The 22220-nt window shown below is 76.3% G+C and carries 22 protein-coding genes and 1 pseudogene; 18 read left to right on the forward strand and 5 right to left on the reverse strand.

Annotated features, from left to right (window positions below):
• Window positions 1-551, forward strand: a 551-nt coding sequence (locus MY526_RS14610) for a hypothetical protein (protein WP_436704220.1), incomplete at its 5' end; no start/stop codon positions are given.
• A gap of 26 nt (window positions 552-577) precedes the next feature.
• Here MY526_RS14610 and MY526_RS14615 read toward each other — a convergent pair.
• Window positions 578-745, reverse strand: coding sequence for a hypothetical protein (locus tag MY526_RS14615; RefSeq protein ID WP_436693131.1), 168 nt, complete (start codon window positions 743-745; stop codon window positions 578-580).
• Between the two features lie 154 nt (window positions 746-899).
• On the opposite strand from MY526_RS14615, the gene MY526_RS14620 reads away from it, so the two are divergent.
• From MY526_RS14620 to MY526_RS14630, 3 genes are all read left to right on the forward strand, one after another.
• Window positions 900-1769 carry an alpha/beta fold hydrolase gene (locus MY526_RS14620; protein WP_436704222.1) on the forward strand — a complete coding sequence of 290 codons (870 nt, stop codon included), beginning with the start codon at window positions 900-902 and terminating at the stop codon, window positions 1767-1769.
• 327 nt (window positions 1770-2096) lie between these two features.
• Window positions 2097-2849: an FAD:protein FMN transferase gene (locus tag MY526_RS14625; protein WP_436704224.1), complete on the forward strand. Its 753-nt coding sequence runs from the start codon at window positions 2097-2099 to the stop codon at window positions 2847-2849.
• Window positions 2850-2983: 134 nt separating this feature from the next.
• Window positions 2984-3538, forward strand: a complete 555-nt coding sequence (locus MY526_RS14630) for a hypothetical protein (protein WP_436704226.1) — start codon at window positions 2984-2986, stop codon at window positions 3536-3538.
• An 11-nt stretch (window positions 3539-3549) separates the two neighbouring features.
• Here MY526_RS14630 and MY526_RS14635 read toward each other — a convergent pair whose 3' ends face one another.
• Window positions 3550-4425, reverse strand: a complete 876-nt coding sequence (locus MY526_RS14635) for a LysR family transcriptional regulator (protein WP_436704228.1) — start codon at window positions 4423-4425, stop codon at window positions 3550-3552.
• Window positions 4426-4747: 322 nt separating this feature from the next.
• Here MY526_RS14635 and MY526_RS14640 point away from each other — a divergent pair.
• A pseudogene (locus tag MY526_RS14640) lies at window positions 4748-5314 on the forward strand (EamA family transporter); the annotation flags it as partial.
• A 49-nt stretch (window positions 5315-5363) separates the two neighbouring features.
• Here MY526_RS14640 and MY526_RS14645 read toward each other — a convergent pair.
• Together MY526_RS14645 and MY526_RS14650 are read right to left on the reverse strand one after the other, a co-directional pair.
• Complete coding sequence (locus MY526_RS14645) at window positions 5364-7889, reverse strand: HAD-IC family P-type ATPase (RefSeq protein ID WP_436704230.1); 2526 nt, start codon at window positions 7887-7889, stop codon at window positions 5364-5366.
• Between the two features lie 63 nt (window positions 7890-7952).
• Window positions 7953-8387 carry a DUF1707 SHOCT-like domain-containing protein gene (locus MY526_RS14650; protein ID WP_436693119.1) on the reverse strand — a complete coding sequence of 145 codons (435 nt, stop codon included), beginning with the start codon at window positions 8385-8387 and terminating at the stop codon, window positions 7953-7955.
• A gap of 138 nt (window positions 8388-8525) precedes the next feature.
• Here MY526_RS14650 and MY526_RS14655 point away from each other — a divergent pair, with 138 nt between their 5' ends.
• The 13 genes from MY526_RS14655 (at window position 8526) to gcvP (ending at window position 21864) form a co-directional block, all read left to right on the forward strand.
• Window positions 8526-10052 carry a sensor histidine kinase gene (locus MY526_RS14655; RefSeq protein ID WP_436704232.1) on the forward strand — a complete coding sequence of 509 codons (1527 nt, stop codon included), beginning with the start codon at window positions 8526-8528 and terminating at the stop codon, window positions 10050-10052.
• 66 nt (window positions 10053-10118) lie between these two features.
• On the forward strand, window positions 10119-10316 hold the full coding sequence (locus MY526_RS14660) for a DUF1918 domain-containing protein (RefSeq protein WP_436693115.1): 198 nt from the start codon (window positions 10119-10121) through the stop codon (window positions 10314-10316).
• Between the two features lie 9 nt (window positions 10317-10325).
• Complete coding sequence (locus MY526_RS14665) at window positions 10326-12395, forward strand: elongation factor G-like protein EF-G2 (RefSeq protein WP_436704234.1); 2070 nt, start codon at window positions 10326-10328, stop codon at window positions 12393-12395.
• 165 nt (window positions 12396-12560) lie between these two features.
• The gene (locus MY526_RS14670) at window positions 12561-13247 is read left to right on the forward strand and encodes a CDP-alcohol phosphatidyltransferase family protein (RefSeq protein ID WP_436704236.1); all 687 of its coding nucleotides are present in this window, start codon (window positions 12561-12563) and stop codon (window positions 13245-13247) included.
• Window positions 13244-14161 carry a DUF881 domain-containing protein gene (locus MY526_RS14675; RefSeq protein ID WP_436693109.1) on the forward strand — a complete coding sequence of 306 codons (918 nt, stop codon included), beginning with the start codon at window positions 13244-13246 and terminating at the stop codon, window positions 14159-14161. Before MY526_RS14670 ends, MY526_RS14675 begins: the two co-directional genes overlap by 4 nt.
• Window positions 14162-14164: 3 nt before the next feature.
• Complete coding sequence (locus tag MY526_RS14680; protein ID WP_436693108.1) at window positions 14165-14497, forward strand: small basic family protein; 333 nt, start codon at window positions 14165-14167, stop codon at window positions 14495-14497.
• Window positions 14494-15369, forward strand: a complete 876-nt coding sequence (locus tag MY526_RS14685) for a DUF881 domain-containing protein (RefSeq protein ID WP_436693106.1) — start codon at window positions 14494-14496, stop codon at window positions 15367-15369. The genes MY526_RS14680 and MY526_RS14685 overlap by 4 nt, the downstream gene beginning before the upstream one ends.
• A 47-nt stretch (window positions 15370-15416) precedes the next feature.
• Window positions 15417-15821, forward strand: a complete 405-nt coding sequence (gene gcvH / locus MY526_RS14690) for a glycine cleavage system protein GcvH (protein WP_436704238.1) — start codon at window positions 15417-15419, stop codon at window positions 15819-15821.
• 252 nt (window positions 15822-16073) lie between these two features.
• Complete coding sequence (gene odhI, locus MY526_RS14695; RefSeq protein WP_436693103.1) at window positions 16074-16589, forward strand: oxoglutarate dehydrogenase inhibitor Odhl; 516 nt, start codon at window positions 16074-16076, stop codon at window positions 16587-16589.
• A 40-nt stretch (window positions 16590-16629) separates the two neighbouring features.
• Window positions 16630-17367: a transcriptional regulator FtsR gene (ftsR, locus tag MY526_RS14700; protein ID WP_436704240.1), complete on the forward strand. Its 738-nt coding sequence runs from the start codon at window positions 16630-16632 to the stop codon at window positions 17365-17367.
• Window positions 17368-17485: 118 nt separating this feature from the next.
• A complete protein-coding gene (locus tag MY526_RS14705) occupies window positions 17486-17974 on the forward strand; it encodes a bifunctional nuclease family protein (RefSeq protein ID WP_436693099.1) in 489 nt (162 codons plus the stop codon).
• Window positions 17975-18220: 246 nt separating this feature from the next.
• Window positions 18221-18793, forward strand: a complete 573-nt coding sequence (locus MY526_RS14710; protein ID WP_436693097.1) for a MerR family transcriptional regulator — start codon at window positions 18221-18223, stop codon at window positions 18791-18793.
• A 71-nt stretch (window positions 18794-18864) separates the two neighbouring features.
• Window positions 18865-21864, forward strand: coding sequence for an aminomethyl-transferring glycine dehydrogenase (gene gcvP / locus MY526_RS14715; protein WP_436693095.1), 3000 nt, complete (start codon window positions 18865-18867; stop codon window positions 21862-21864).
• A gap of 138 nt (window positions 21865-22002) precedes the next feature.
• Here gcvP and MY526_RS14720 read toward each other — a convergent pair whose 3' ends face one another.
• Window positions 22003-22206 carry a DUF5999 family protein gene (locus MY526_RS14720; RefSeq protein WP_436693093.1) on the reverse strand — a complete coding sequence of 68 codons (204 nt, stop codon included), beginning with the start codon at window positions 22204-22206 and terminating at the stop codon, window positions 22003-22005.
• Between the last annotated feature and the right edge of the window lie 14 nt (window positions 22207-22220).

The following is a 22220-nucleotide window of genomic DNA, read 5'->3' on the forward strand; positions in this document are numbered from 1 at the left end:
ACTTGGCGCCCGCCCCGCTGCGGGCGCCCGCCCGGCCCGCGGCCGACGAGGTGGCCGTCCGCGGCCCCGCCGGGCTCGGCCCGGTCGCCGCCGGCCTCCGGCCGGGCGGCGAGTCCTCCCTGCTCCTCGACCGGCTGCCCGCCGACGGCGTCGGGCCGCTGCTGCGCGCCGTCCGCAGGGGAGCGCACCGGGCGGTGGAGCTGCGCCTGCTGGGCGGCGCGGTCTCGTGGCTGCCGGAGCGGCCCAGCGCCGTCTGCCACCGGGAGGCGCGGGTGGCGGTGCGCGTGGTGGGCGGCCCGGGCGCGGCGGAGCGGGCGGCGACCCGGGCCTGCGCCGAGGAGCTCGCCGACGCGCTCGGACCGGTGACCGGGGGCAGGGAGCCGGCGCACGGGGTGGGCGCGACGCCGGACGTGCTGGCCCGGACCCCGACGCCCGCGGTCCGGGAGCGGCTGGCGGCGCTGGCCGCGGCCACCGACCCGCACCGGATCCTCGAGGGAGCCGGCCCGGCCCGGCGCCGGGGCGGGCCTCCCGCCGAGGTCCTGCGCCCCTGACGGCGGGCGCCGGCTCGGACGCGGCGCTACGCGCCGAGCTTCTCCAGGCGGACCGCCACGCGGACACGGGCGACGCGCGTGGTCAGGTCGCGCAGCCCCGACACGCCACTGAGCGCGAGCGCGGCGCGCTGCAGCTCGTCGACGGTCATCGGCTCGTCGCTGGTGACCACCTTGATGATGTCGCTCAGTTCCATCGCGAGCCCCCCGGCTCCTGGTTGAACACCGACCTGTGGCCCCAGAGAGTGGCCCCAGGCGGAGGTGCCGGACACCCCCAGAACGGGGGAGCGATCACGTCCGGGTGAACGGAAACCGGTCGACGGGCCGGCCGGCGCCGCCCAGAGTGGCCGAATGGAGCACCGCGTCCCCGTCGCGCCCGGGGTGGAGCTGTGGGCCGAGGAGCGGGGCGACCCGTCGGCGTCGGCGCTGCTGCTGGTGATGGGGGCCAACGCCAGCGGGGTCGTCTGGCCCGATGCCCTGGTCGACCGGCTCGCGCGGCAGCACCGGGTGGTCCGCTACGACCACCGCGACACCGGCCGCTCCACCCGGGCCTACGAGCGGGCGCCGTACGCGATCCGGGACCTCGCCGGCGACGCCGTCGGAGTGCTCGACGCCCTGGGGATCGACCGCGCACACGTGGTCGGCATGTCCCTGGGCGGCACCCTGGTGCAGCTGCTCCTCCTCGACTCGCCCGACCGGCTGCGCAGCGCCGCCGTCCTCGCCACCTCCGCGCTGGGCAGCGGCCTGGCCGACGTCGCAGGGGAGGGCGACCTGCCCGGCCCCTCGCCCCGGTTGCTCGAGTACTGGGCGTCGATGGGTGAGGACCGCGAAGCGGAGTCCGAGCTCGCCTGGCGGGTCGAGCACTGGCGCCTCCTGAACGGGACCGGCCTGCCGTTCGACCCCGCCGAGTTCCGCGCCCTCGAGGAGCGGGTCGTCGCGCACAGCGGCACGCTGCGCAGCCCGGTCGCGCACGCCCTCGCCGACCAGTCCGGCCTCGACCGCGGGGCCGAACTGGCCGCCGTCCGGGTGCCGACGCTGGTGATCGAGGCGCCCGCGGACCCGGTCAACCCGCCGCCGCACGCCGCGCACCTGGCCGCGGTCGTCGGGTCGGCGCGGCTGGTGACCGTGCCCGGGATGGGTCACGCGCTGCCGGCCGCCGTGGTCCCCGCGCTGGCCGCGGCGATCGCCGGGCACACCGCCGCGGTCGACGCCGGCACCTGATCCCCACCACGGGCCCGCACAGCAGACGTACAGCATTCGCGCGGCTGGTCCCCAGTCCTTCCCGCCACCGTCGTGCTCCACAGCGAGAGAAGGAGCACCGTGAGCGACGCGCACACCTCGACCAGCGGTTCCCGGTGGGAGCCGCCGGCCGTCCCGCCGACGCCGGCCGGGCAGGAGAGCCCCGAGCGCCGACGTCGACATGGTCGGAGGGGCGACCGTCACCAGCGAGGGCTACCTCGAGTCGCTGCAGGGCGCCCTCGACGAGGCGGGACCGGGAGCCCGGCGAGCGCGCGGCCGGTCACCCGGTACGTCGCGCACGTCATGGGCATGCCGATCAGCCTGGCGCTGCGCGGCCGGCACGCCGCCGACCCCGAGGGCCGCGCCGCCTGGACCGAGGCTGTCGCCGTGCTGCGGTCCGCCGACGCCGTCTTCAGCACCTACCGGTCCGGATCGGTGGTCTCCCGGCTCGGCCGGGGCGAGCTGACCCTGGCCGAGTGCCCGCCGGAGGTGGCCGAGGTGCTGGCCCTCGGCGCGGCCGCGACGCGGGACTCCCGGGGCGCCTTCGACGTGTACCGCGCCGGGGGCGTGGGGGAGGAGGTGTTCGACCCGAGCGGCGTGGTCAAGGGCTGGGCCGCCGAACGGGCGGCGGAGCCGCTGCGCACGCTGGCGGGGACCGACTTCTGCCTGTCCGCCGGCGGCGACCTGGTCTGCCGCACCCTCGACCCCGACGGCGCCCCCTGGCGGATCGGCATCGAGGACCCGCGCGACCCCCGGCGGCTGGTCGCCGTCGTGCCCGTGCGCTCGGGCGGGGTGGCGACCTCGGGCAGCGCCCGCCGCGGGCAGCGCGTCGTCGACGCGCGCACCGGCGAGCCGCCGTCCGGCGTCGCCTCGGTGACCGTCGTCGCGCCCTCGCTGACCTACGCCGACATCGACGCCACGGCGGCCTACGCGCTGGGCCCGGAGGCCGCCGACTGGCTGCGCACCCGGCCCGGCCGGACCGGCCTGGTGGTCCGGTCCGACGGCTCGACCACGACGGTCCGCGGCGAGGCGACCGTGCTGCCGGGTGTGGCGATCGCCTGACCCCGCGGGACCCCGCCCGGCAACTGACCCGGACCCACAGGGACGCCACGGACCGGACACAGGCCCGGTACAGGCGCGCCCCTGACGCTGGGACCCGACCGCCGGAGAGCCCGGCCGACGACGAGGAGACCCCCGTGCGCAGGACGTTCATCATCACCACCACGACCGCCGGTGTGCTGGCACTGGGCGGCCTGACCGTGGCCGTGCCGGCGCTGGCCGACAGCGACACCGTCGGGTCGGCGGCGGCGTCGGCGGCCGAGCGGATCCGGGACGCGCTGTCCGGCCTGGTCTCCGACGGCTCGCTCACCGAGGCGCAGGCCGACGAGGTGGCCGCCACGCTGAGCGAGGCCGGCCTCGGCGGGCGCGGCGGGCACGGCGGCCGCCTGGACCTCGGGACGGCGGCCACCGCGCTGGGCCTGACCGAGGACGAGCTGCGCACCGCGCTGCAGGCCGACGGCGCCACCCTCGCGACCGTCGCCGAGGACCGGGGCGTGGCGGTGGACACCCTCGTCACCGCGCTGACCGAGGCGGCGCAGGAGCGCATCGCCGCGGCCGTCGAGGACGGCCGGCTCACCCAGGAGCAGGCCGACGAGCGGCTGGCCGAGCTGGCCGAGCGCATTCCCGAGCGGGTGCACAGCACCGGCCTCGGCTCCCGCGGCGGTCACCGGCCCGGCGGCTCGGACGACTGACCGGCCGCCGCTCAGGAGGAGGTGCGGCCGCCCGGGGCGGCGTACCGCTCGCGGACGAGCTGGAGCAGCGGCTCCAGCTCGTCCGGGGGGCTGGCGGCCCACCACGCGAGCCGGACCGCGACCGGCGGTGCGTCCCGGACGGGGCGGTAGACCACGCCGGGCCGGGGGTGCTGCCGCGCCGTCGCCTCGGCGGTGACGCCGACCGCCTGAGCGGCGGCGATGACGGTCAGCCACTCGTCGACCCCGTGGACCGTGCGCACCGCACCGGGGCCGCCCGGCCCCGGCCACAGCTCGTCGGTCGTCGTCCCGGTCCGGACGTCGACGGCCACCGTGCGGCCGGCGAAGTCGCCGAGCCGCACGCTGCGGCGTCCGGCCAGCACGTCGTCCGCGGCGAGCGCGGCGTAGCGCCGCTCCTCGCCCAGCAGTGCGGTGCGCAGCCGCGGGTCGGGGACCGGGCGGCGCAGCACGCTGACGTCGACCGCGCCCTCGGTCAGGCCCGCGGTGGGGGTGTTGGACTGGACGAAGACCAGCGCGGACCCCGGGTGGCTGTCCGACCAGCGCCGCTGGACGGCGGTGGTGTGCCGGCCCAGCGCCGCCCAGGCGTAGCCGACGCGCAGGTCGGCGCGCGCCGCGGTGGCCGCCCGCTGCATGGCGGCGACCTCCTCGAGCACCCGGCGGGCGTGGCCGACGACCCGCGTCCCCACGGTCGTCAGCGCCAGCTCCCGGGTCGTGCGCCGCAGCACCCGCGCGCCGAGCGCCCGCTCGAGCGCCGCCACGGTGCGGGACACCGACGCCTGGGAGGTGTGCAGGGCGGCGGCCGCGGCGGTGAAGGTGCCTGCGTCGACGACGGCGAGCAGCGTCCGCAGGTGACGCAGCTCAGGATCCATACGCCCAGCGTATCGATGGCCCCGACATCGGCATTTCCCCCGCGGCCCGGCCGTGCCGACACTCGGTCGGGTGGACGAGCACGGGGCGCGGTCGGGCGGGTCGCTGCGGGGCGTGGCGACGATGACGGTGAGCGCCACGAGCAACCAGACCGGCGCGGCGATCGGCGCCTCCGCGTTCGACGCCGTCGGCCCGCTCGGCGTGGTGGCGGTGCGGCACTGGGTGGCGGCCGCGGTGCTGCTGCCCGTGGCCCGCCCGCCGGTGACGCGGATGTCGTGGCGCCAGTGGTGGCCGGTGCTCCTGCTCGCGGTGGTGTTCGGCGCGATGAACCTGTCGCTGTACACCGCCGTCGACCGCGTGGGCCTGGCGCTCGCGGTGACCCTGGAGTTCCTCGGCCCGCTCGGGGTGGCGCTCGCCGGCTCCCGCACCCGGCGGGACCTGCTGATCGCCGCCGCGGCGGCGGCCGGGGTGTACGTGCTGGTCCTGCCCGGCCCGTCCAGCGACCTGCTCGGCGTGGGCGCCGGCCTGCTCGCCGCCGCGTGCTGGGCGGCCTACATCGTCCTCAACCGCGTCGTCGGCCGGCGCCTGCCCGGGCTGCAGGCCCCGGCGCTGGCCACCTCCGCGTGCGCGCTCGTCCACCTGCCCGTCGTCGTCGTGCTGGCCGCCGACGGCCGGCTGGCCGGGGCGCCGCTGCTCTCCGCCGTCGCCGCCGGGGTGCTGGCGTCCGCGGTGCCGTACGCGCTGGACCTGGCCGCGCTGCGGTTCGTCCGCCCCCGGTTCTTCGGGGTGTTCATGAGCGTCCACCCCGTCGCGGCCGCCGTGGCCGGCCTGCTGCTTCTGGGCCAGCACCTGGTGCTGCGCGAGTGGATCGGCATCGCCGTGGTCGTGCTCGCCAACGTGGTCGCCGTCGCCTCCGGGGGCGACGCGGCGCCGGCCCGGCTCAGCGCCCGGCGGCGCGCGGCGCGGGCAGTCCCAGGGCGCGGTCGAGCAGCCGGAACCGGTAGGCCGCACTCAGGACGGCGAACCAGACGACCAGGGCGGGCAGCACCACGAAGAACACCGGCTCCGCCGCGTCGGTGAGCCCGAAGTAGTCGGTGAACCAGGGGACGAACAGCCCGCCCCCGAACGCCACGACGAGGACGGCGACGAGCACGGCCGGGCGCCGGTCGCCGTCCGGACGGGTCCAGGAGGCGAAGAACTTGTTCGGCGGCTTGAGGAAGAGGATCAGCCCGAAGGCGGCGAAGGACACGAAGGTGGACAGCCCGGTCTGCGCGCCCAGCGTGGCCGCCGCCTCGGCGAACCCGACGTCGTCGGAGGACAGGCCGGTGTACTGCTCGAACTCGGCGCGGGCGAAGTCGGGGAAGCGGGGATCGGCGACGGCCGCGATGAGGCCGGTGTACAGCAGCGCGTACACCGCCACGCCCCCCGCCGCGGTCAGCACCGCCGCCGGGACGACGAACCGGCCGACGGTGGCCAGCAGGTGCGGGTCGGGCCGCGTCGGGCGGGCCCAGGCCGTGAGGAACAGCGTCGGGATCCCGACGGTGAGGAGGGTCAGCCCCACCTGCGCGGGGGAGTAGGGGAACCCCAGCCCCAGCATGGTCACCGCGAGGATCACCAGACCCTGGGTGCCGACCCGGGCCAGGAAGACCTGCATCGACGTGCTGATCCCGTTGATGATCCGGCGGCCCTCGTGCTGGGCCGGCAGCAGCGCGGCCAGCGAGTCCTCGGTCAGGACGATGTCGGCGACGTCGCGGGCCACCGCGCTGCCGCTGGTCATCGCCACGCCGACCTGCGCCCGCTTGAGCGCCCGGGCGTCGTTGACGCCGTCGCCGATCATCGCGACGTAGCGGCCCTGCCGGCGCAGCGAGTCGACCAGCCGCTCCTTCTGCTCCGGCGCGACGCGGCCGAACACCCCGGCCCGGGCGGTGACCCGGTCCAGCTCCGGGTCGGTCAGCGCGTCGAGGTCGGCGCCGGACACCGGCTCGCCGCCGTCGAGCCCCGCGCGCCGGGCGAGGGCGGCGACCGTCCGGGGGTCGTCGCCGGACACGACCTTCACCGCGACGCCGTCGCCGGTGAGCCGCGCGAGCGTCCCGGTGACGTCCGGCCGCAGCTCGTCGGCCAGGGACACCACCGCGACCGGGTCCAGGGCCGGCAGCCGCGCCCGGCCGGCCGGGTCGCGCAGCGTCGCCCCGGGGTCGGCGGCCCGGGCGACGACGAGGACGCGCAACCCCTGCGCGGTCCGGCCGCTCACCGTGCCGGTCAGCGGTGGGCCGGACAGCTGCGGCGCGAGCGCCTCGGGCGCCCCCAGCACCACGACGCCGTCGTCCGTGCGCAGCCCGCTCCACCGCAGCGAGGACGAGAAGGGCACCTCCTCCCGCACCTGCCACGGCTGCCCGGGGAGTGCTGCGGCCAGGGCCGCACCGGTGAGGTTCGGCGACGCGGCGCTGCGCGCCATCGAGCCGACCAGCCGCTCGGCCGCGGCACCCTCCAGCGCCCCGACCGGCAGGACCTCCGCGAGCGTGAGCCGGCCGGTGGTGAGCGTGCCGGTCTTGTCCGTGCAGACCACGTCGATGTTGCTCACCGACTCCACGGCGTTCACCCGCTGGACCAGCGCGCCCCGCCCCGCGCTCTTCGCCGCGCCGACCGTGTACGCGACCGCCACGAGGAAGAACAGGCCGTAGGGGACCAGGCCGGAGAGCACCGCGGTCGTCTGCACCACCCGCACGAGCGGGAGCCCCTCGAGCGCGGCCTGCAGCAGGATCGTCACGCTCATCAGCGCCACGAGCAGCATGACCAGCCGGACGACGAACTCGATCCGGCTCTGCAGCGGCGTGGTGTCGGTCGACGCCCGGCGGGCCTCGGCGGTGAGCCGGCCCGCGTGGCTCTCCGCGCCGACGTCCCGCGCGAGCTGGTACCCCTCGCCGCCGACGGAGAAGCTGCCCGACAGCAGGTCCTGGCCGGGCTCCCGGACCAGCGGCTCGGACTCGCCGGTCAGCAGGGACTCGTCGACCTCCACGCGGCCGCCGTCGAGCACCGGCCCGTCGACGACGACCTGGTCGCCGGGGCGCACGTGCAGCACGTCACCGCGGACCACCTCCTCCGGGGTCAGCGGCACGTCCGCGCCGTCGCGCACGACCGTGACGACGGCGCGGTTCAGCAGCTGCAGCCGGTCGAGCTTGCGCTTGGCCCGGATCTCCTGGACGGCGCTGATGGCCGCGTTGAGCAGGCCCAGGCCGACGCTGATGAACGCGTCGTTGTAGCGGCCCAGCGCGAGCAGCGCCGCGCCGATGGCGAACAGGATCGAGTTGTAGAAGGAGAAGACGTTGGTGCGCAGGATGCGGGCGTAGCTGCGCGAGGACGCGCTGACGGCGACGTTGCCCTCCCCGCGCCGGCGCCGGACCTCGGCCTCCCGCTGGGACAGCCCGTCCGGCACCGCGGCCGCTGGTCCCCGGTCGGTCTGCTGCACGCGGGGAGTCTGTCCCCGGGCCACTCCGGCTGCTCGCCGGAGCGGCCCGGGGACGGCGCCGGGTCAGTCGTCCCCGAACCGGCCCCCGCCGTCGAACAGGACGTCCACCGCCAGCGAGGCGACGGCGACCACCAGCAGCAGGGCGACCGCCAGCGCGACCGCGACCCGGGTGGGGTGCAGCCGGTCGGTGGCCGGGCGGCACAGCGAGCTCCGCAGCTGCTCCACCGCCAGCAGCCCCAGGGTCGCCCACCCCGGCGCGGTGATGTCCTCGGCCACCGCGGGGAGGTCCGCGGTCAGCGGGGCGAGCTCTGCCCGGTGCACCGCGGCGAAGGCGGCCGCCATCCGGTCGCTGCACTCGTCGGGGGTGAGCAGGCCGCGGCCGACCGCGTCCTGCAGCTCCTGCACGGTGGTCAGCCGCTCCTCGTCCGAGGCGCGCAGCCGCGGCTCGCTCGGGGGTCCGGACGGCGCCGGGCTGCTCTCGTCGGCGATGGTGGTCATGGACTGCTCCTCCCGGTGGTGGGACGCGGTGAGGCGGGCAGTCTGCACCCGCTCCCTGTGAGCGGCGACACCCCCGCGGACAGGGAGCTCCCTGCCGGCGTCCAGCCGGCCGGGAGGACCGTCGTCGACCGTGGTGGCGTGTCCACTCCGCGACGACTGTCGCTGCGCACCCGCCTGCTGTGGGCCTTCCTCGTGCCGCTGGTCGTCGTCCTCGCCGTCGTGGGGGCGGGTGCCACGGCGGCGCTGCGCAGCGAGCTCATCGGTCAGGTCGACGCCCGGCTGGCCGCGGCGGTCGACCGCTCCACCCGGGCCGACGAGGCGCCGGGGGGCGACGTCGGTGACGGCGTCGGGCCGGACTTCCTGCTCGCCCCCGGTCAGGGGGACGGGACCCTCGGGGCGCGGGTGGCGGACGGCGTCGTCACCGAGGCCGCGGTCATCGGCGCCCGGGGCCAGCGCGAGGAGCTGACCGCCCGCCAGGCGGACTCCCTCGCCGGCGTCGTCGCCGACGGCGCGCCGCGCACCGTCGACCTCGGCGCGCTGGGGGCCTACCGGCTGGTCGCCACGCCGGCCGGCGACGGCGAGGTCATCGTCACCGGCCTGCCGCTCGCGTCGGTCCGGACCGCGCTGCTCCGCGTCGTCGCGGTCGAGGTCGCCGCCGGGCTGCTCGGGCTGCTGGCCGCGGGCGGCGCCGCCGCGCTGGTCATCGGGCGGACCCTGCGCCCCCTGCAGCGGGTGGCGGTCACCGCCGACCGGGTGGCGGAGGTGCCGCTGTCCAGCGGGGAGGTCCGGCTGGCCGAGCGCGTCCCGGCGGCCGAGACCGACCGGCACACCGAGGTGGGCCGCGTCGGCGCCGCCCTCAACCGGCTGCTCGACCACGTCGAGACCTCGATGGCGGCCCGGCAGGCGTCGGAGACCCGGCTGCGCCAGTTCGTCGCCGACGCCAGCCACGAGCTGCGCACCCCGGTCACCTCCATCCGCGGGTACACCGAGCTGGTGCGCCGGCGCGGCGGGCTCCCCGACGACGCCGACTCGTCCCTGCGCCGGGTCGAGGCCGAGGCGCTGCGGATGTCCGGCCTGGTCGACGACCTCCTCCTGCTGGCCCGCCTCGACGCCGGCCGGGAACTGGTCCCCGGCACCGTCGACCTCACCGCGCTGGTCATGGACGTGGTCAGCGACGCGCACGCCGCCGGCCCCTCGCACCGCTGGCGGGTGGACCTGCCCAGCGCCGCCGTGCTCGTCCCCGGCGACGGCGCCCGGCTGCACCAGGTGCTGGCCAACCTGCTGGCCAACGTCCGGACGCACACGCCCGGGGGGACGACGGCGACCACCCGGCTGCGCGTCGACGACGGCCGGGCCGTGGTCGAGGTGGCCGACGACGGCCCCGGCATCCCCGCCGACCTGCTCGGCGAGGTCTTCGAGCGCTTCGCCCGGGCGGACTCCTCGCGGTCCCGGCGCAACGGCAGCACCGGCCTGGGGCTGGCCATCGTGCAGGCGGTCGTGTCCGGCCACGACGGCACCGTCGGCGTCGCCAGCGCGCCCGGCCGGACGGTCGTCACCGTGCGGCTGCCCGGCGCCACCGTCGCCGAGCCCGACGCCGAACCGGAGCCCGACGACACCGGGAGCGGCAACCGCGCTGCCACACCGGCGCGGGCCGGGGGCCCTTGATCGGTCCCCGCCCCGCGGGCAGGCTGTGACTCACACCACAGACCTGGAACGCGCCGGGAGGCCGCCGTGCAAGCACGAGTCGGGGACAGGATCGTCGTCCACTCCACCCACCAGGGAGAGCCGGAACGGACCGGGCAGGTGCTCGAGGTCCGCGGGGAGGGAGGTGCTCCGCCCTACGTCGTCCGCTGGGAGTCCGACGGGCACACCGGGACCTTCTTCCCGGGTGGCTCGTGCACCGTCCTCCCCGAGCCGGCGAACGGCTGAGGCGGCGGCGTGCCCAAGGACAACGGGCCGGCGCCCGCGCCGCGACCGGCCGACAAAGTCCGCAACGTGGCCCTGGTGGGCCACGCGGGCGCAGGCAAGACCACCCTCGCCGAGGCGCTGCTGGTCGCCGCCGGGGCGCTGCCCCGCGCCGGCCGCGTCGAGGACGGCACCACGTGCCTGGACAGCGAGGAGGTGGAGGTCCGCCAGCAGCGGTCGGTGTCGCTGGGCGTGGCCACCGTCGAGTACGCCGATCACCGGCTGACGCTCCTGGACACCCCGGGGTCGCCGGACTTCGTGGGTGAGCTGCGCGCCGGGCTGCGCGCCGCCGACGCCGCCCTCTTCGTCGTCTCCGCCGTCAACGGCGTCGACGCCACGACCGTGCAGCTCTGGGAGGAGTGCGCCGCCGTCGGCATGCCGCGCGCCGTCGTCATCACCCAGCTGGACCGCCCGCGCGCCGACGTCGACGACGCGGTGCGGGCCTGCCGCACCATGCTCGGGGAGGGGGTCTTCCCGCTGCACCTGCTGCAGCGGGGTGCCGATGGCGGCGTGACCGGGCTGGTCTCCCTGCTGGAGCCGCACGTGGAGCTGCCCGAGAGCGACCGCCTCCGCGCCGAGCTCATCGAGGGGATCATCGCCGAGAGCGAGGACGAGACCCTCATGGACCGCTACCTCGGCGGCGAGGAGCTGGCCGTCGCGGACCTGGTCTCGGACCTGGAGACCGCGGTGGCCCGCGGCCACTTCCACCCCGTCCTGTGCGCCGCACCGCTCACCGGCGTCGGCGTCCCCGAACTGCTCGACCTGCTCGTCTCCGCGTTCCCGAGCCCCCTGGAGCACGGCTGCCCGCCGGACACCCGGCCCGACGGCAAGCCCGCGCCCGCGCTGTCCTGCGACCCCGACGGCCCGCTCGTGGCCGAGGTGGTCAAGACGACCACCGACCCCTACCTCGGCCGGGTCTCCCTGGTGCGGGTCTTCTCCGGCACCCTGCGCCCCGACACCCCGATCCACGTCTCCGGGCACGGCATGGCCGACCGGGGTCACCCCGACCACGACGTCGACGAGCGGATCGGGGCGGTGTCCTCGCCGCTGGGCTCGACGCTGCGCACGGTGGCCGCCTGCCCGGCCGGCGACATCTGCGCCGTCGCCCGGCTCACCTCCGCCGAGACCGGCGACACCCTGTCCTCGACGGAGGACCCGCGCCTGGTCCCGCCCTGGGACCTGCCCACTCCCCAGCTGCCGGTCGCGCTGGAGGCGGCGTCCCGGTCGGACGAGGACCGGCTGGCCACCGCGCTGACCCGGCTGGTCGCCGAGGACCCGACGGTGCGGCTGGAGCGCCGGCCGGACACCGGGCAGCTGCTGCTGTGGTGCGTGGGCGAGGCGCATGCCGAGGTGCTGCTGGAGCGGCTGCGGGTCCGGCACGGGGTGACCGTGGCGACCGTGCCGGTCCGGGTGCCGATGGTCGAGACCCTCGCCGGGCCGGCCCGGGTCACCGGGCGGCACGTCAAGCAGTCCGGCGGGCACGGCCAGTACGCGATCGTCGTGGTCGAGGCCGAGCCCGGGCCGCCGGGGTCGGGCGTCGTCTTCCAGCAGAAGATCGTCGGCGGCACGGTGCCCAGCCAGTTCCACGGCAGCGTGGAGAAGGGCATCCGCACGCAGGCCGAGCGCGGCGTCACCGGCGACCGGCCGATCGTCGACGTCCACCTCACCCTCGTCGACGGCAAGGCGCACTCCGTGGACTCCTCCGACGCCGCCTTCCAGGCGGCCGGGGCCCTCGCGCTGCGGGAGGCCGTGGCCGCCGCCGGCACGCGGGTCCTCGAGCCGTGGTGCGAGGTCGAGGTGGGCGTGCCCGGCGACTACGTCGGCGCGGTCATGAGCGACCTGTCCGGCCGCCGCGCGCGGGTCACCGGCAGCGACGCCGACCCCGACCGTGACCGGACGACGGTCCGCGCCGAGGTGCCCGAGGTGGAGCTGCTCACCTACGCCGGGGCGCTGCGCTCGGTCTCCCACGGCACCGGCAGCTTCACCCGCCGGCCCCTGGGCTACGAACCGGCGCCGGCCTCGCTGGCCGCCGTCCCGGCATGACCGGCGGGCCGGGGCGGAGAGGCGGGCCGCCGCGCGCCCCCTGACCCCTCCCGGCCCCGCCCGGGCAGCGGGGCGGGGCCGGGAGCGGTGCCCGGTGCGCCGCCCGGGGGAGTGTCGGCCCGGGACACTAGCCTCGTGGGCGGTGTGCAGCGGGCTGGAGGTTTCGTGACGTCGTCCAACGGGCCGTCGGCGGCTGCCCGCGTCCGTCCCGCCGAGGGGACGGTCCCCGGCGAGCCGGTGCTCAGCGACCGCAACGCGCTGCCCGACCGCGTCTGGACGATCCCCAACGCGCTGTCGGTGCTCCGGCTGCTCGGCGTCCCGCTGTTCCTCTGGCTGCTGCTCGGACCCGAGGCCGACGGCTGGGCCGTCGTGGTGCTCATGGTCTCCGGCATCACCGACTGGGCCGACGGCAAGCTGGCCCGGGTGCTGGGGCAGTCCAGCCGGCTGGGCGCGCTGCTGGACCCGGCGGCCGACCGGCTCTACATCGTCGCCACCCTCATCGCCTTCGTGCTGCGCGACGTCGTCCCGCTGTGGGTGGTCGCCGTCCTCCTCGGCCGCGAGCTGGTGCTGGGCGTGGCCCTGCTGGTGCTCGGCCGGCACGGCTACCCGCCGCTGCAGGTGCACTACCTGGGCAAGGCGGCCACCTTCATCCTGCTGTACGCCTTCCCGCTGCTGCTCATCGCCGACGGCGAGGGCCCGCTGGTCGCCGTCGCGCAGCCGGTCGCCTGGGCGCTGACCATCTGGGGCGGGGTGCTCTACGTCCTCGCCGGGGTCCTCTACGTCGTCCAGGTGGTGGGCATCCTGCGCGCCGACCGCGCCGACCGCGCCGACCGCGCCGGGGCCGGGCCGTGACGAGCACCCTGCAGCGCGGCGGGGGGCCGCGCTCGATGGGCGCCTCACTGCTCGACCAGGTGCTGGCCGAGACCCTCGACCCGGCCTACGCGCGCGCCGCCGGGGCCCGCGCGGCGGCCGGCACGGTCGCGTCGCCGGCCCGCCGCCGGTGGGGGCAGGTGGCGGTCGCGGTGACCATGGCCGTGGCCGGGGTCCTCGCCGCCGTCACCTACGACCAGGCCGCCGGCGGGGAGCAGGGCCGCGAGGAGGTCCGGGCCGCGCTGGTCGCCGACATCCAGCTGGAGTCGGGGACCACCGACACCCTGGCCGCCGAGCTCGAGCAGCTGCGCGCCGACGTCACCGCCGCGCGGGACGACGCGCTGGCGGCCTCGGCCGTCGGCCTGCAGGCCCGCGCCGAGGTGGAGGCCGCGGAGCGGGCCGCCGCCGCCGTCCCGGTCAGCGGCCCCGGCCTGCTGGTCACCCTCGCCAACGCCGAGCCCGACGCCGACGCCGACCCGGTCGGCGGGGGAGGGGAGGAGGACCCCCGCGGGCGGGTCGCCGACGGGGACCTGCAGCTGGTGGTCAACGCCCTGTGGGCCGCCGGCGCCGAGGCGGTGTCGATCAACGGCCAGCGCCTGGGGCCGACGACGGCCATCCGGTTCGCCGGCGAGGCCGTGCTGGTCGACTTCCGGCCGGTCACCAACCCCTACCTGGTCAGCGCGATCGGCGACCCGGACACCCTGCGGTCGCGGTTCCTGGCCAGCTCCGAGGTCAACGCCCTCGCCCTGATCTCCGAGTCCTTCGGACTGCGTTTCGAGTTCGCCCAGGAGGACGAGCTGTCCCTTCCCGCCGGGAGTTCCATGGAGCTCCGATCCGCCGCACCGGTGTCCGAGGAGCCGGCCGCGCCGGCCCCCGACACCGTCCCGGGGGACTGACCCGTGATCCCGATCATCGGCCTGGCCGTCGGCGTCGCCCTCGGGCTGTTCTTCGACCCGAGCGTGCCGCTGTGGCTGCAGCCCTACCTGCCGATCGCCGTCGTCGCCGCGCTCGACGCGGTCTTCGGCGGGGCCCGGGCGCGGCTGGACGGCATCTTCGACGCGAAGGTGTTCGTCATCTCCTTCGTGTCCAACGTGGTCGTCGCGGCGCTCATCGTCTTCCTCGGCGACCAGCTCGGCGTGGGCGCGCAGCTGTCGACGGCGGTCGTCGTCGTGCTCGGCATCCGCATCTTCGGCAACGCGGCCGCCATCCGGCGGCACGTGTTCCGGGCATGAGCGGGGACGAGCGCCCGGTGCCGGGCACCGGCGAGCAGCCCGGGGAGCCCGTGACCGCGGCCGCCCCGGAGGCGGTGGAGGAGCCGGCGGCGGCCGCCGGGCCGGCGCCGGCCGAACCGACCCCCGAACCGACCCCCGAGGAGGCCCCGGCGGAGACCCCGGCGCCGCCGGCCACCGCCGCCCGGCGCCGGCGGGACCCGCGCGCCGCGCTGCTCGTCGGCGTGCTCACCCTGCTGCTCGGCTTCGCGTTCGCCGTCCAGGTCCGCACCACCGGCACCGAGGAGAGCCTGGCCGGGGCGCGGGAGGAGGACCTCGTCCAGATCCTCGACGAGCTCGACGCCCGCGAGGACCGGCTGCGCACCCAGATCGCCGAGCAGCGCGCCGAGCTGCGCGACCTCACCAGCTCCGACAGCCAGTCCGAGACGGCGCTGCAGGCGGCCCGGGACCGCGCGGAGGCGCTGGGCATCCTCAACGGCACCGTCGCCGCGGAGGGCCCGGGGCTGGTCATGACGGTCCTGGACCCGGAGGGCCGGGTGCGGGTGGCCGACCTCCTCGACGCCGTCCAGGAGCTGCGCGGGGCGGGCGCGGAGACCATGCAGATCGACGAGGTCCGCATCGGCGTCTCCTCGGCAGTCACCGGGGAGCCGGGCTCCCTGCGCATCGACGGGACACCGGTGAGCAGCCCCTACGAGATCGAGGTCATCGGGTCGCCGCAGGACCTGCAGACCGCGATGAACATCCCCGGCGGCGTGGTCGACCGGGTCGGCCGGCAGGGCGGCACCGTGCAGATCGTGCAGTCCGAGCGCGTCGTCGTCGACGCGTTGCGGCCGCTGGACGAGCCTCAATACGCTCAGCCCGAGCCCGGCGGCTGACCCGCCGGCCCCGCCCCCTCCCGACCCCCGACTGGAGACGACGCCGCATGTCCACGCCCGATGACCGCCGCTACACCGAGCAGCACGAGTGGGCCCTGGTCCAGGGCGGTGAGGGCGCGGCGACCGTCGTCCGGGTGGGCATCACCGACCACGCCCAGGACGCCCTCGGCGACATCGTCTTCGTGCAGCTGCCCGAGGTCGGCGCCGAGGTGGTGCCCGGCAACCCGATCGGCGAGGTGGAGTCGACCAAGTCGGTCTCCGACGTGTACTCGCCGGTCGCGGGCGTGGTCGCCGCGGTGAACGAGGCGCTGACCGACGCCCCCGAGACCATCAACGCCGACCCCTACGGGGCCGGCTGGCTGGTCGAGATCAGCGTTCCCGGCGACGCCGGGGACCAGGTCCAGGGGCTGCTGGACGCCGCCGCCTACCAGGCCCTCGTCGACGCCACCTGACCCCGCTGGGGCCTCCCGGCGATCACTATGCTGACCTGGGGCGAGGCACCCCCGGCGCCCGCGCGGGCGCCGTCGGCCTCACCCTGGACACGCGGTTGACCCTCGGGTCGGCCGCTGGTTCCATGACCACGGCCCGCCGTGACCCACACGGCGACCGACCCGCGACGGACCACCCGGTCCGTCGTCCGCCGGCCGCCCGCGGCCACATCCCAGGTCCGCGGCGGTGCCACCCCTGCACCGGAGGAGACAGACGTGCACTGCACTCGCTGTGGCCACAACAACCCCGAGGGCAGTCGCTTCTGCGCGCAGTGCGGCGCGGCGCTGTCCCAGGAGCGCATCGGCGAGTCCACCAGCGTCATCCCCAAGGTGGGCGGCGAGGACTCCGCCGAGACCCCCGAGGTGACCGAGACCGAGGCGCACGCCGGCGCGGTGGAGTCCCTCCCGGCGGGCTCGGCGCTGCTCGTGGTCAAGCGCGGGCCCAACGCCGGCAGCCGCTTCCTGCTCGACCAGGACGTGACCACCGCCGGCCGGCACCCCGACAGCGACATCTTCCTCGACGACGTCACCGTCAGCCGCCGGCACGTGGAGTTCCACCGCGAGGGCGGCGGCTTCTCGGTGCACGACGTCGGCAGCCTCAACGGCACCTACGTCAACCGGGAGCCGGTGGACGTCGCGACGCTGGCCGGGGGCGACGAGGTGCAGATCGGCAAGTTCCGTCTCGTGTACCTGACCGGTCCGCGCACGGGCGAGCCCGCTCCTCGCTCGTGAGGACCGCGGGCCGGGTGTCGTCTCCGGTGCCGTCGGCGGCGTGACCGCGGTGCCCTCGCGCGCGAGCGCGTTCGGGGACGCCGACGACCAGCACACCCCTCGCCTGACCATCGGCGAGGTGCTGACCGTCCTCCGCGACGACTTCCCCGACGTGACGATCAGCAAGATCCGCTACCTCGAGTCCGAGGACCTCGTCCACCCGCAGCGCACCGCGTCCGGGTACCGGAAGTTCTCCTCGGCCGACGTGGCCCGGCTGCGGTACGTGCTGGGCGCCCAGCGCGACCACTACCTGCCGCTCAAGGTCATCAAGGACCAGCTCGACGCGCTGGACCGGGGCGAGCCGCTGCCCGGGTCGCCGCCCGCGGCGGCGGAGCCGGCGCCGGCGGCCCCGGTGGGGGAGCCGGACGCCGGGACGCTGCCGCCCGAGCAGTTCGCCGCGGCGGCCGGGCTGGAGGGCGACCAGCTCGCCGTCTGCGTGCAGTTCGGCCTGCTGGCCCCCGACGCCGAGGGCCGGCACCCGGCGGCCGACCTGCCGATCGCCCGGGCCGCCGCCGGCCTGGCCCGGCACGGCATCGAGCCGCGGCACCTGCGGGTCTACCAGAACGGCGCCGAGCGGGAGGCCGGGCTGGTGGAGCAGCTGGTGGCGCCGGTGCTCCGGGCCCGGTCGGAGGAGGCGCGGACCCGCGCCACGGAGAAGCTGCGGGAGCTGGTCACCCTCTCCGCGCAGCTGCACGGCGCGTTGCTGGAGGCGCGCCTCCGGGATCTCCTGCGCCCCTGAGTCCGGCGTACCGTTGGTCCGTCGGGTTCCGTCGTTCAGGACCCGGCACGCCGACCCGTCCACCAGCCGCCAGAACCGATCCACCGCCCACCCGGGCCGCAGCTGAGGGAGCCCCACCGTGCAGGAACTCAGAGTCGTCGGGGTCCGGGTCGAGCTGCCCGGGAACCAGCCGATCCTGCTGCTCAAGGAGACGCAGGGCGAGCGGTACCTGCCCATCTGGATCGGCGCGGTCGAGGCCGCCGCGATCGCCTTCGAGCAGCAGGGGGTGCGGCCGGCCCGGCCGATGACCCACGACCTGCTGCGCGAGGTGGTGCGCGCCCTGGGGGCGACGCTGGAGGCGGTCAACATCACCGAGATGCGCGATGGCATCTACATCGCCGAGCTGGTGTTCGGGGACGACCGGGTGGTCAGCGCCCGGCCGTCGGACGCCGTCGCCCTCGCCGTCCGCACCGGGGCGCCCATCTTCGGGGCCGAGGACCTGCTCGACGAGGTCGGCATCGAGATCCCCGACGAGCAGGAGGACGAGGTCGAGAAGTTCCGCGAGTTCCTCGACCAGATCTCCCCGGAGGACTTCGGCGCCGGCTCCGGCTCCGGCGGGAACCCCTGAGCGGGCCGCCGTCCACCCGTGCTCCGGAAAAACGATCCCGTGTCGGCTCAACTCCGTCGCTGTACCTGCCGATACCCCTCGGAAGGATGAGTGCGGCGACACGCCGCCCCCCTCAGTTGACCGACCCCATGGCCCGGCTTACGGTCGGCGAACAACACCGGTGTGACACCTGGGACTCTCGTCGTGGGGCGCGTGCGCCGGGGTTCCCGCGGTGAGGTGCTGCGGGACGCAGAGGAGGACGCTGACGTGAGCGACCAGAGCAACGGCTCCCAGGGTCAGCTCTTCAGCGACGCCGCCGTGGGGGCACCGTCCTACGACGAGGTCGACACCGACCAGGTCGGGTACCGCGGCCCGACGGCGTGCAGCGCTGCCGGCATCACCTACCGCCAGCTGGACTACTGGGCCCGTACCGGCCTGGTCGCCCCGTCGGTGCGCAGCGCCACCGGGTCGGGCACGCAGCGGCTGTACTCCTTCCGCGACATCCTCGTGCTGAAGGTCGTCAAGCGGCTGCTGGACACCGGGGTCTCCCTGCAGAACATCCGCAAGGCCGTCGACCACCTGCGCAACCGCGGCATCAAGGACCTCGCCAACGTCACCCTGTTCTCCGACGGCGCCACGGTGTACGAGTGCACCTCCGCCGAGGAGGTCGTCGACCTGCTGGCCGGCGGGCAGGGCGTCTTCGGCATCGCCGTCTCCGGCGCGCTGCGCGAGCTCTCCGGTGAGCTCGCCGAGCTGCCGGCCGAGCGGATCGACGGCGGCACGCTGCACCCCGCCGACGACGAGCTCGCGATGCGCCGTCGCCGCCGCGCCGCCGTCTGAGCCCTCTCCACCCCTCGGGGGACTCTCCGGGCTCCCGGTCGTCACGACGCCTCGCTGGTAGCGTCGACGTAATGGCGGACCGTGCTCCTGAGCCCCTGCCCGCACTCTCCGCGCTGGACCCGTCGGGGTCCTTCGCGCACCGGCACATCGGCCCGCGCGCGGCCGAGACCGAGCAGATGCTCGCCGCGGTCGGCCACACCTCGCTGCAGTCACTGGTCGATGCGTGCGTGCCCGAGGGGGTCCACGACCGGGCGCCGCTCGACCTCCCCGCCGCCGCGGACGAGGCCACGGTGCTGCGGCTGTTGCGGGAGCGCGCCGAGGCCAACGACGTCTACACCTCGATGATCGGGCTCGGGTACTCCGGCACCGTCACCCCGGCGGTCATCCAGCGGACGGTCCTGGAGAACCCCGCCTGGTACACCGCCTACACCCCGTACCAGCCCGAGATCAGCCAGGGCCGGCTCGAGGCGCTGATCAACTTCCAGACGATGATCGCCGACCTGACCGGGCTGCCGGTGGCCGGCGCGTCGATGCTCGACGAGGCGACCGCGGCGGCCGAGGCGATGACCCTCGTCCGCCGGGCCGGGCGCGCGAAGGCCGACGCCGTCTTCGTCGTCGACGCGGACACGCTGCCGCAGACCCTCGCCGTCCTGGAGACCCGCGCCGAGCCGCTCGGCATCGGACTGCACGTCACCGACCTGTCCGGCGGCTGGCCCGCCGACCTGCCCGAGGCCGGCGCCTTCGGCGTCCTGCTGTCCTACCCGGGGGCCAGCGGAGCGGTCCGCGACCACCGGGCGCTGGCCGCCGCCGCGCACGAGGCGGGTGCGGCGGTCGTCGTCGCCGCCGACCTGCTGGCGCTGACCCTGCTGGAGGCGCCGGGGGAGTGGGGGGCCGACGTCGCCTGCGGCAGCAGCCAGCGGTTCGGCGTCCCCCTGGGCTACGGCGGCCCGCACGCCGGGTACCTGTCGGTGCGCGAGGGCCTGGCCCGCCAGCTGCCGGGCCGGCTGGTCGGCGTCTCGGTGGACGCCGACGGCGACGTCGCCTACCGGCTGGCGCTGCAGACCCGCGAGCAGCACATCCGCCGGGAGAAGGCGACCAGCAACATCTGCACCGCCCAGGTGCTGCTCGCCGTGATGGCCGGCGCGTACGCCGTCTACCACGGCGCCGAGGGGCTGACCGCGATCGCGGCCCGCGTGCACCGCAGCGCGCAGGCCCTGGCCGGATGGCTGCGGGCCGGCGGCGTGGACGTCGTCCACGACCGGTTCTTCGACACCGTGCTCGCCTCGGTGCCCGGCCGGGCCGCCGACGTGGTGGCCGCCGCGGCGCAGCGGCGGATCAACCTGCGGCTGGTGGACGCCGACACCGTCGGTGTCGCCTGCGACGAGACGACGACGCCCGGCACGCTGCGGGCGGTCGCGGCGGCCTTCGGCGTCCCGGCCGACGACGCGGCGCTCGACGGCGCCGGCGACGACGGAGCCCTGCCCCCGGAACTGCGCCGGCGCACGCCGTTCCTCACGCACCCGGTGTTCTCCGCGCACCGGTCGGAGACCGCCCTCATGCGCTACCTGCGGTCGCTGGCGGACAAGGACCTCGCGCTGGACCGCACGATGATCCCGCTGGGCTCCTGCACGATGAAGCTGAACTCCGCGGTGGAGATGGCCGCGATCACCTGGCCGGGCTTCGCCCATCTGCACCCGTTCGCCCCCGCCGAGCAGGCCCGCGGCTACCGGCGGCTGATCGACGAGCTGTGCACCGCGCTGGCCGAGATCACCGGCTACGCCGCGGTCAGCGTGCAGCCCAACGCCGGCTCCCAGGGCGAGTTCGCCGGCCTGCTGGCCATCCGGGGTTACCACCGCTCCCGCGGTGAGGCGCACCGCGACGTCTGCCTGATCCCGTCCTCGGCGCACGGCACCAACGCGGCGAGCGCGGTGATGGCCGGCATGCGCGTGGTGGTCGTGGCCTGCGACGAGGCCGGGAACGTCGACGTCGCCGACCTGCACGCCAAGACCGAGCAGCACGCCGACCGGCTGGCCGCGCTGATGATCACCTACCCGTCGACGCACGGGGTGTTCGAGGCCGCCATCGAGGAGATCTGCGCGGCGGTGCACGACGCCGGCGGTCAGGTCTACGTCGACGGCGCCAACCTCAACGCGATGGTCGGCGTGGCCCGGCCGGGCCGGTTCGGCTCCGACGTCAGCCACCTCAACCTGCACAAGACGTTCTGCATCCCGCACGGCGGCGGCGGGCCCGGCGTCGGTCCGATCGGCGTCCGCGAGCACCTCGTGCCGTTCCTCCCCGGGCACCCGGTGGTGGACACCGGCACGTCCGGGCCGGCGGTGTCGGCGGCGCCGTGGGGGTCGGCCGGGATCCTGCCGATCTCCTGGGCCTACCTCCGGCTGATGGGTCCCGACGGCCTGACGCGGGCCACCGAGCACGCCGTCCTCGCCGCCAACTACGTCGCCGCGCGGCTGCGCGAGCACTACCCGGTGCTCTACGCGGGCGCGAACGGGCTCGTCGCCCACGAGTGCATCCTCGACATCCGGCCGCTGACCAGAGCCACCGGGATCACGAACGACGACATCGCCAAGCGGCTGGTCGACTTCGGGTTCCACGCCCCGACGATGAGCTTCCCGGTCGCCGGGACGCTGATGGTCGAGCCGACCGAGAGCGAGGACAAGGCCGAGCTGGACCGGTTCGTCGACGCGCTGGTCGCCATCCGCGGCGAGATCGAGAAGGTGGCCACCGGCGGGTACGACCGGACCGACAACCCGCTGCGCAACGCCCCGCACACGCTGGCGATGGTGGCGGGGGAGTGGGGTCGGCCGTATCCGCGGGAGGTCGCGGTGTACCCGGTGCCCGGGCTGCGCGGCCGGGGGTACCTCAGCCCCGTGCGGCGCATCGACCAGGCCTACGGCGACCGCAACCTGGTGTGCTCCTGCCCGCCGCCGGAGGCGTTCGCCGAGCCGGAGCCGGCCCCCGGCGGGTCCGCCCGGCAGCCCGGCCGGGCCGAGGGGTCACCCGACGACCTCGGCACCGCGGCCGACGCCGTGCCGGCCGGCGCCCAGGCCTGACACCGCCGGACACCGTCCGGCGCCGGCCCTGCGGCCGGCGCCGGAACCGCCCGCGTCGGCGTGTGACGCAACCGTTATCCCCAACACTTCGGCACCTCGGTCGTGAGGAGCCACCGCCGTGACAGGTGAGGAACCGCCTCAGCGGCCGGCGAGCTCCGGCACCTGCCAGGCGCGGTGGTGGGCGACGACGCGGCCGTCGGGCAGCAGCTCGCCGTCGTCGTCGAACAGGACGACGCCGTTGCACAGCAGGCTCCAGCCCTGCTCGGGGTGGCTGGTGACCACGGCCGCGAGGTCGCGCAGGTCGCTGGCGGGGTCAGGGCAGGGGGTTACGTGAGAACACATCGGGATCTCTCCGA

Origin of the sequence: Geodermatophilus sp. CPCC 205761 (assembly GCF_051383655.1) — a bacterium.
Lineage (GTDB): Bacteria > Actinomycetota > Actinomycetes > Mycobacteriales > Geodermatophilaceae > Geodermatophilus.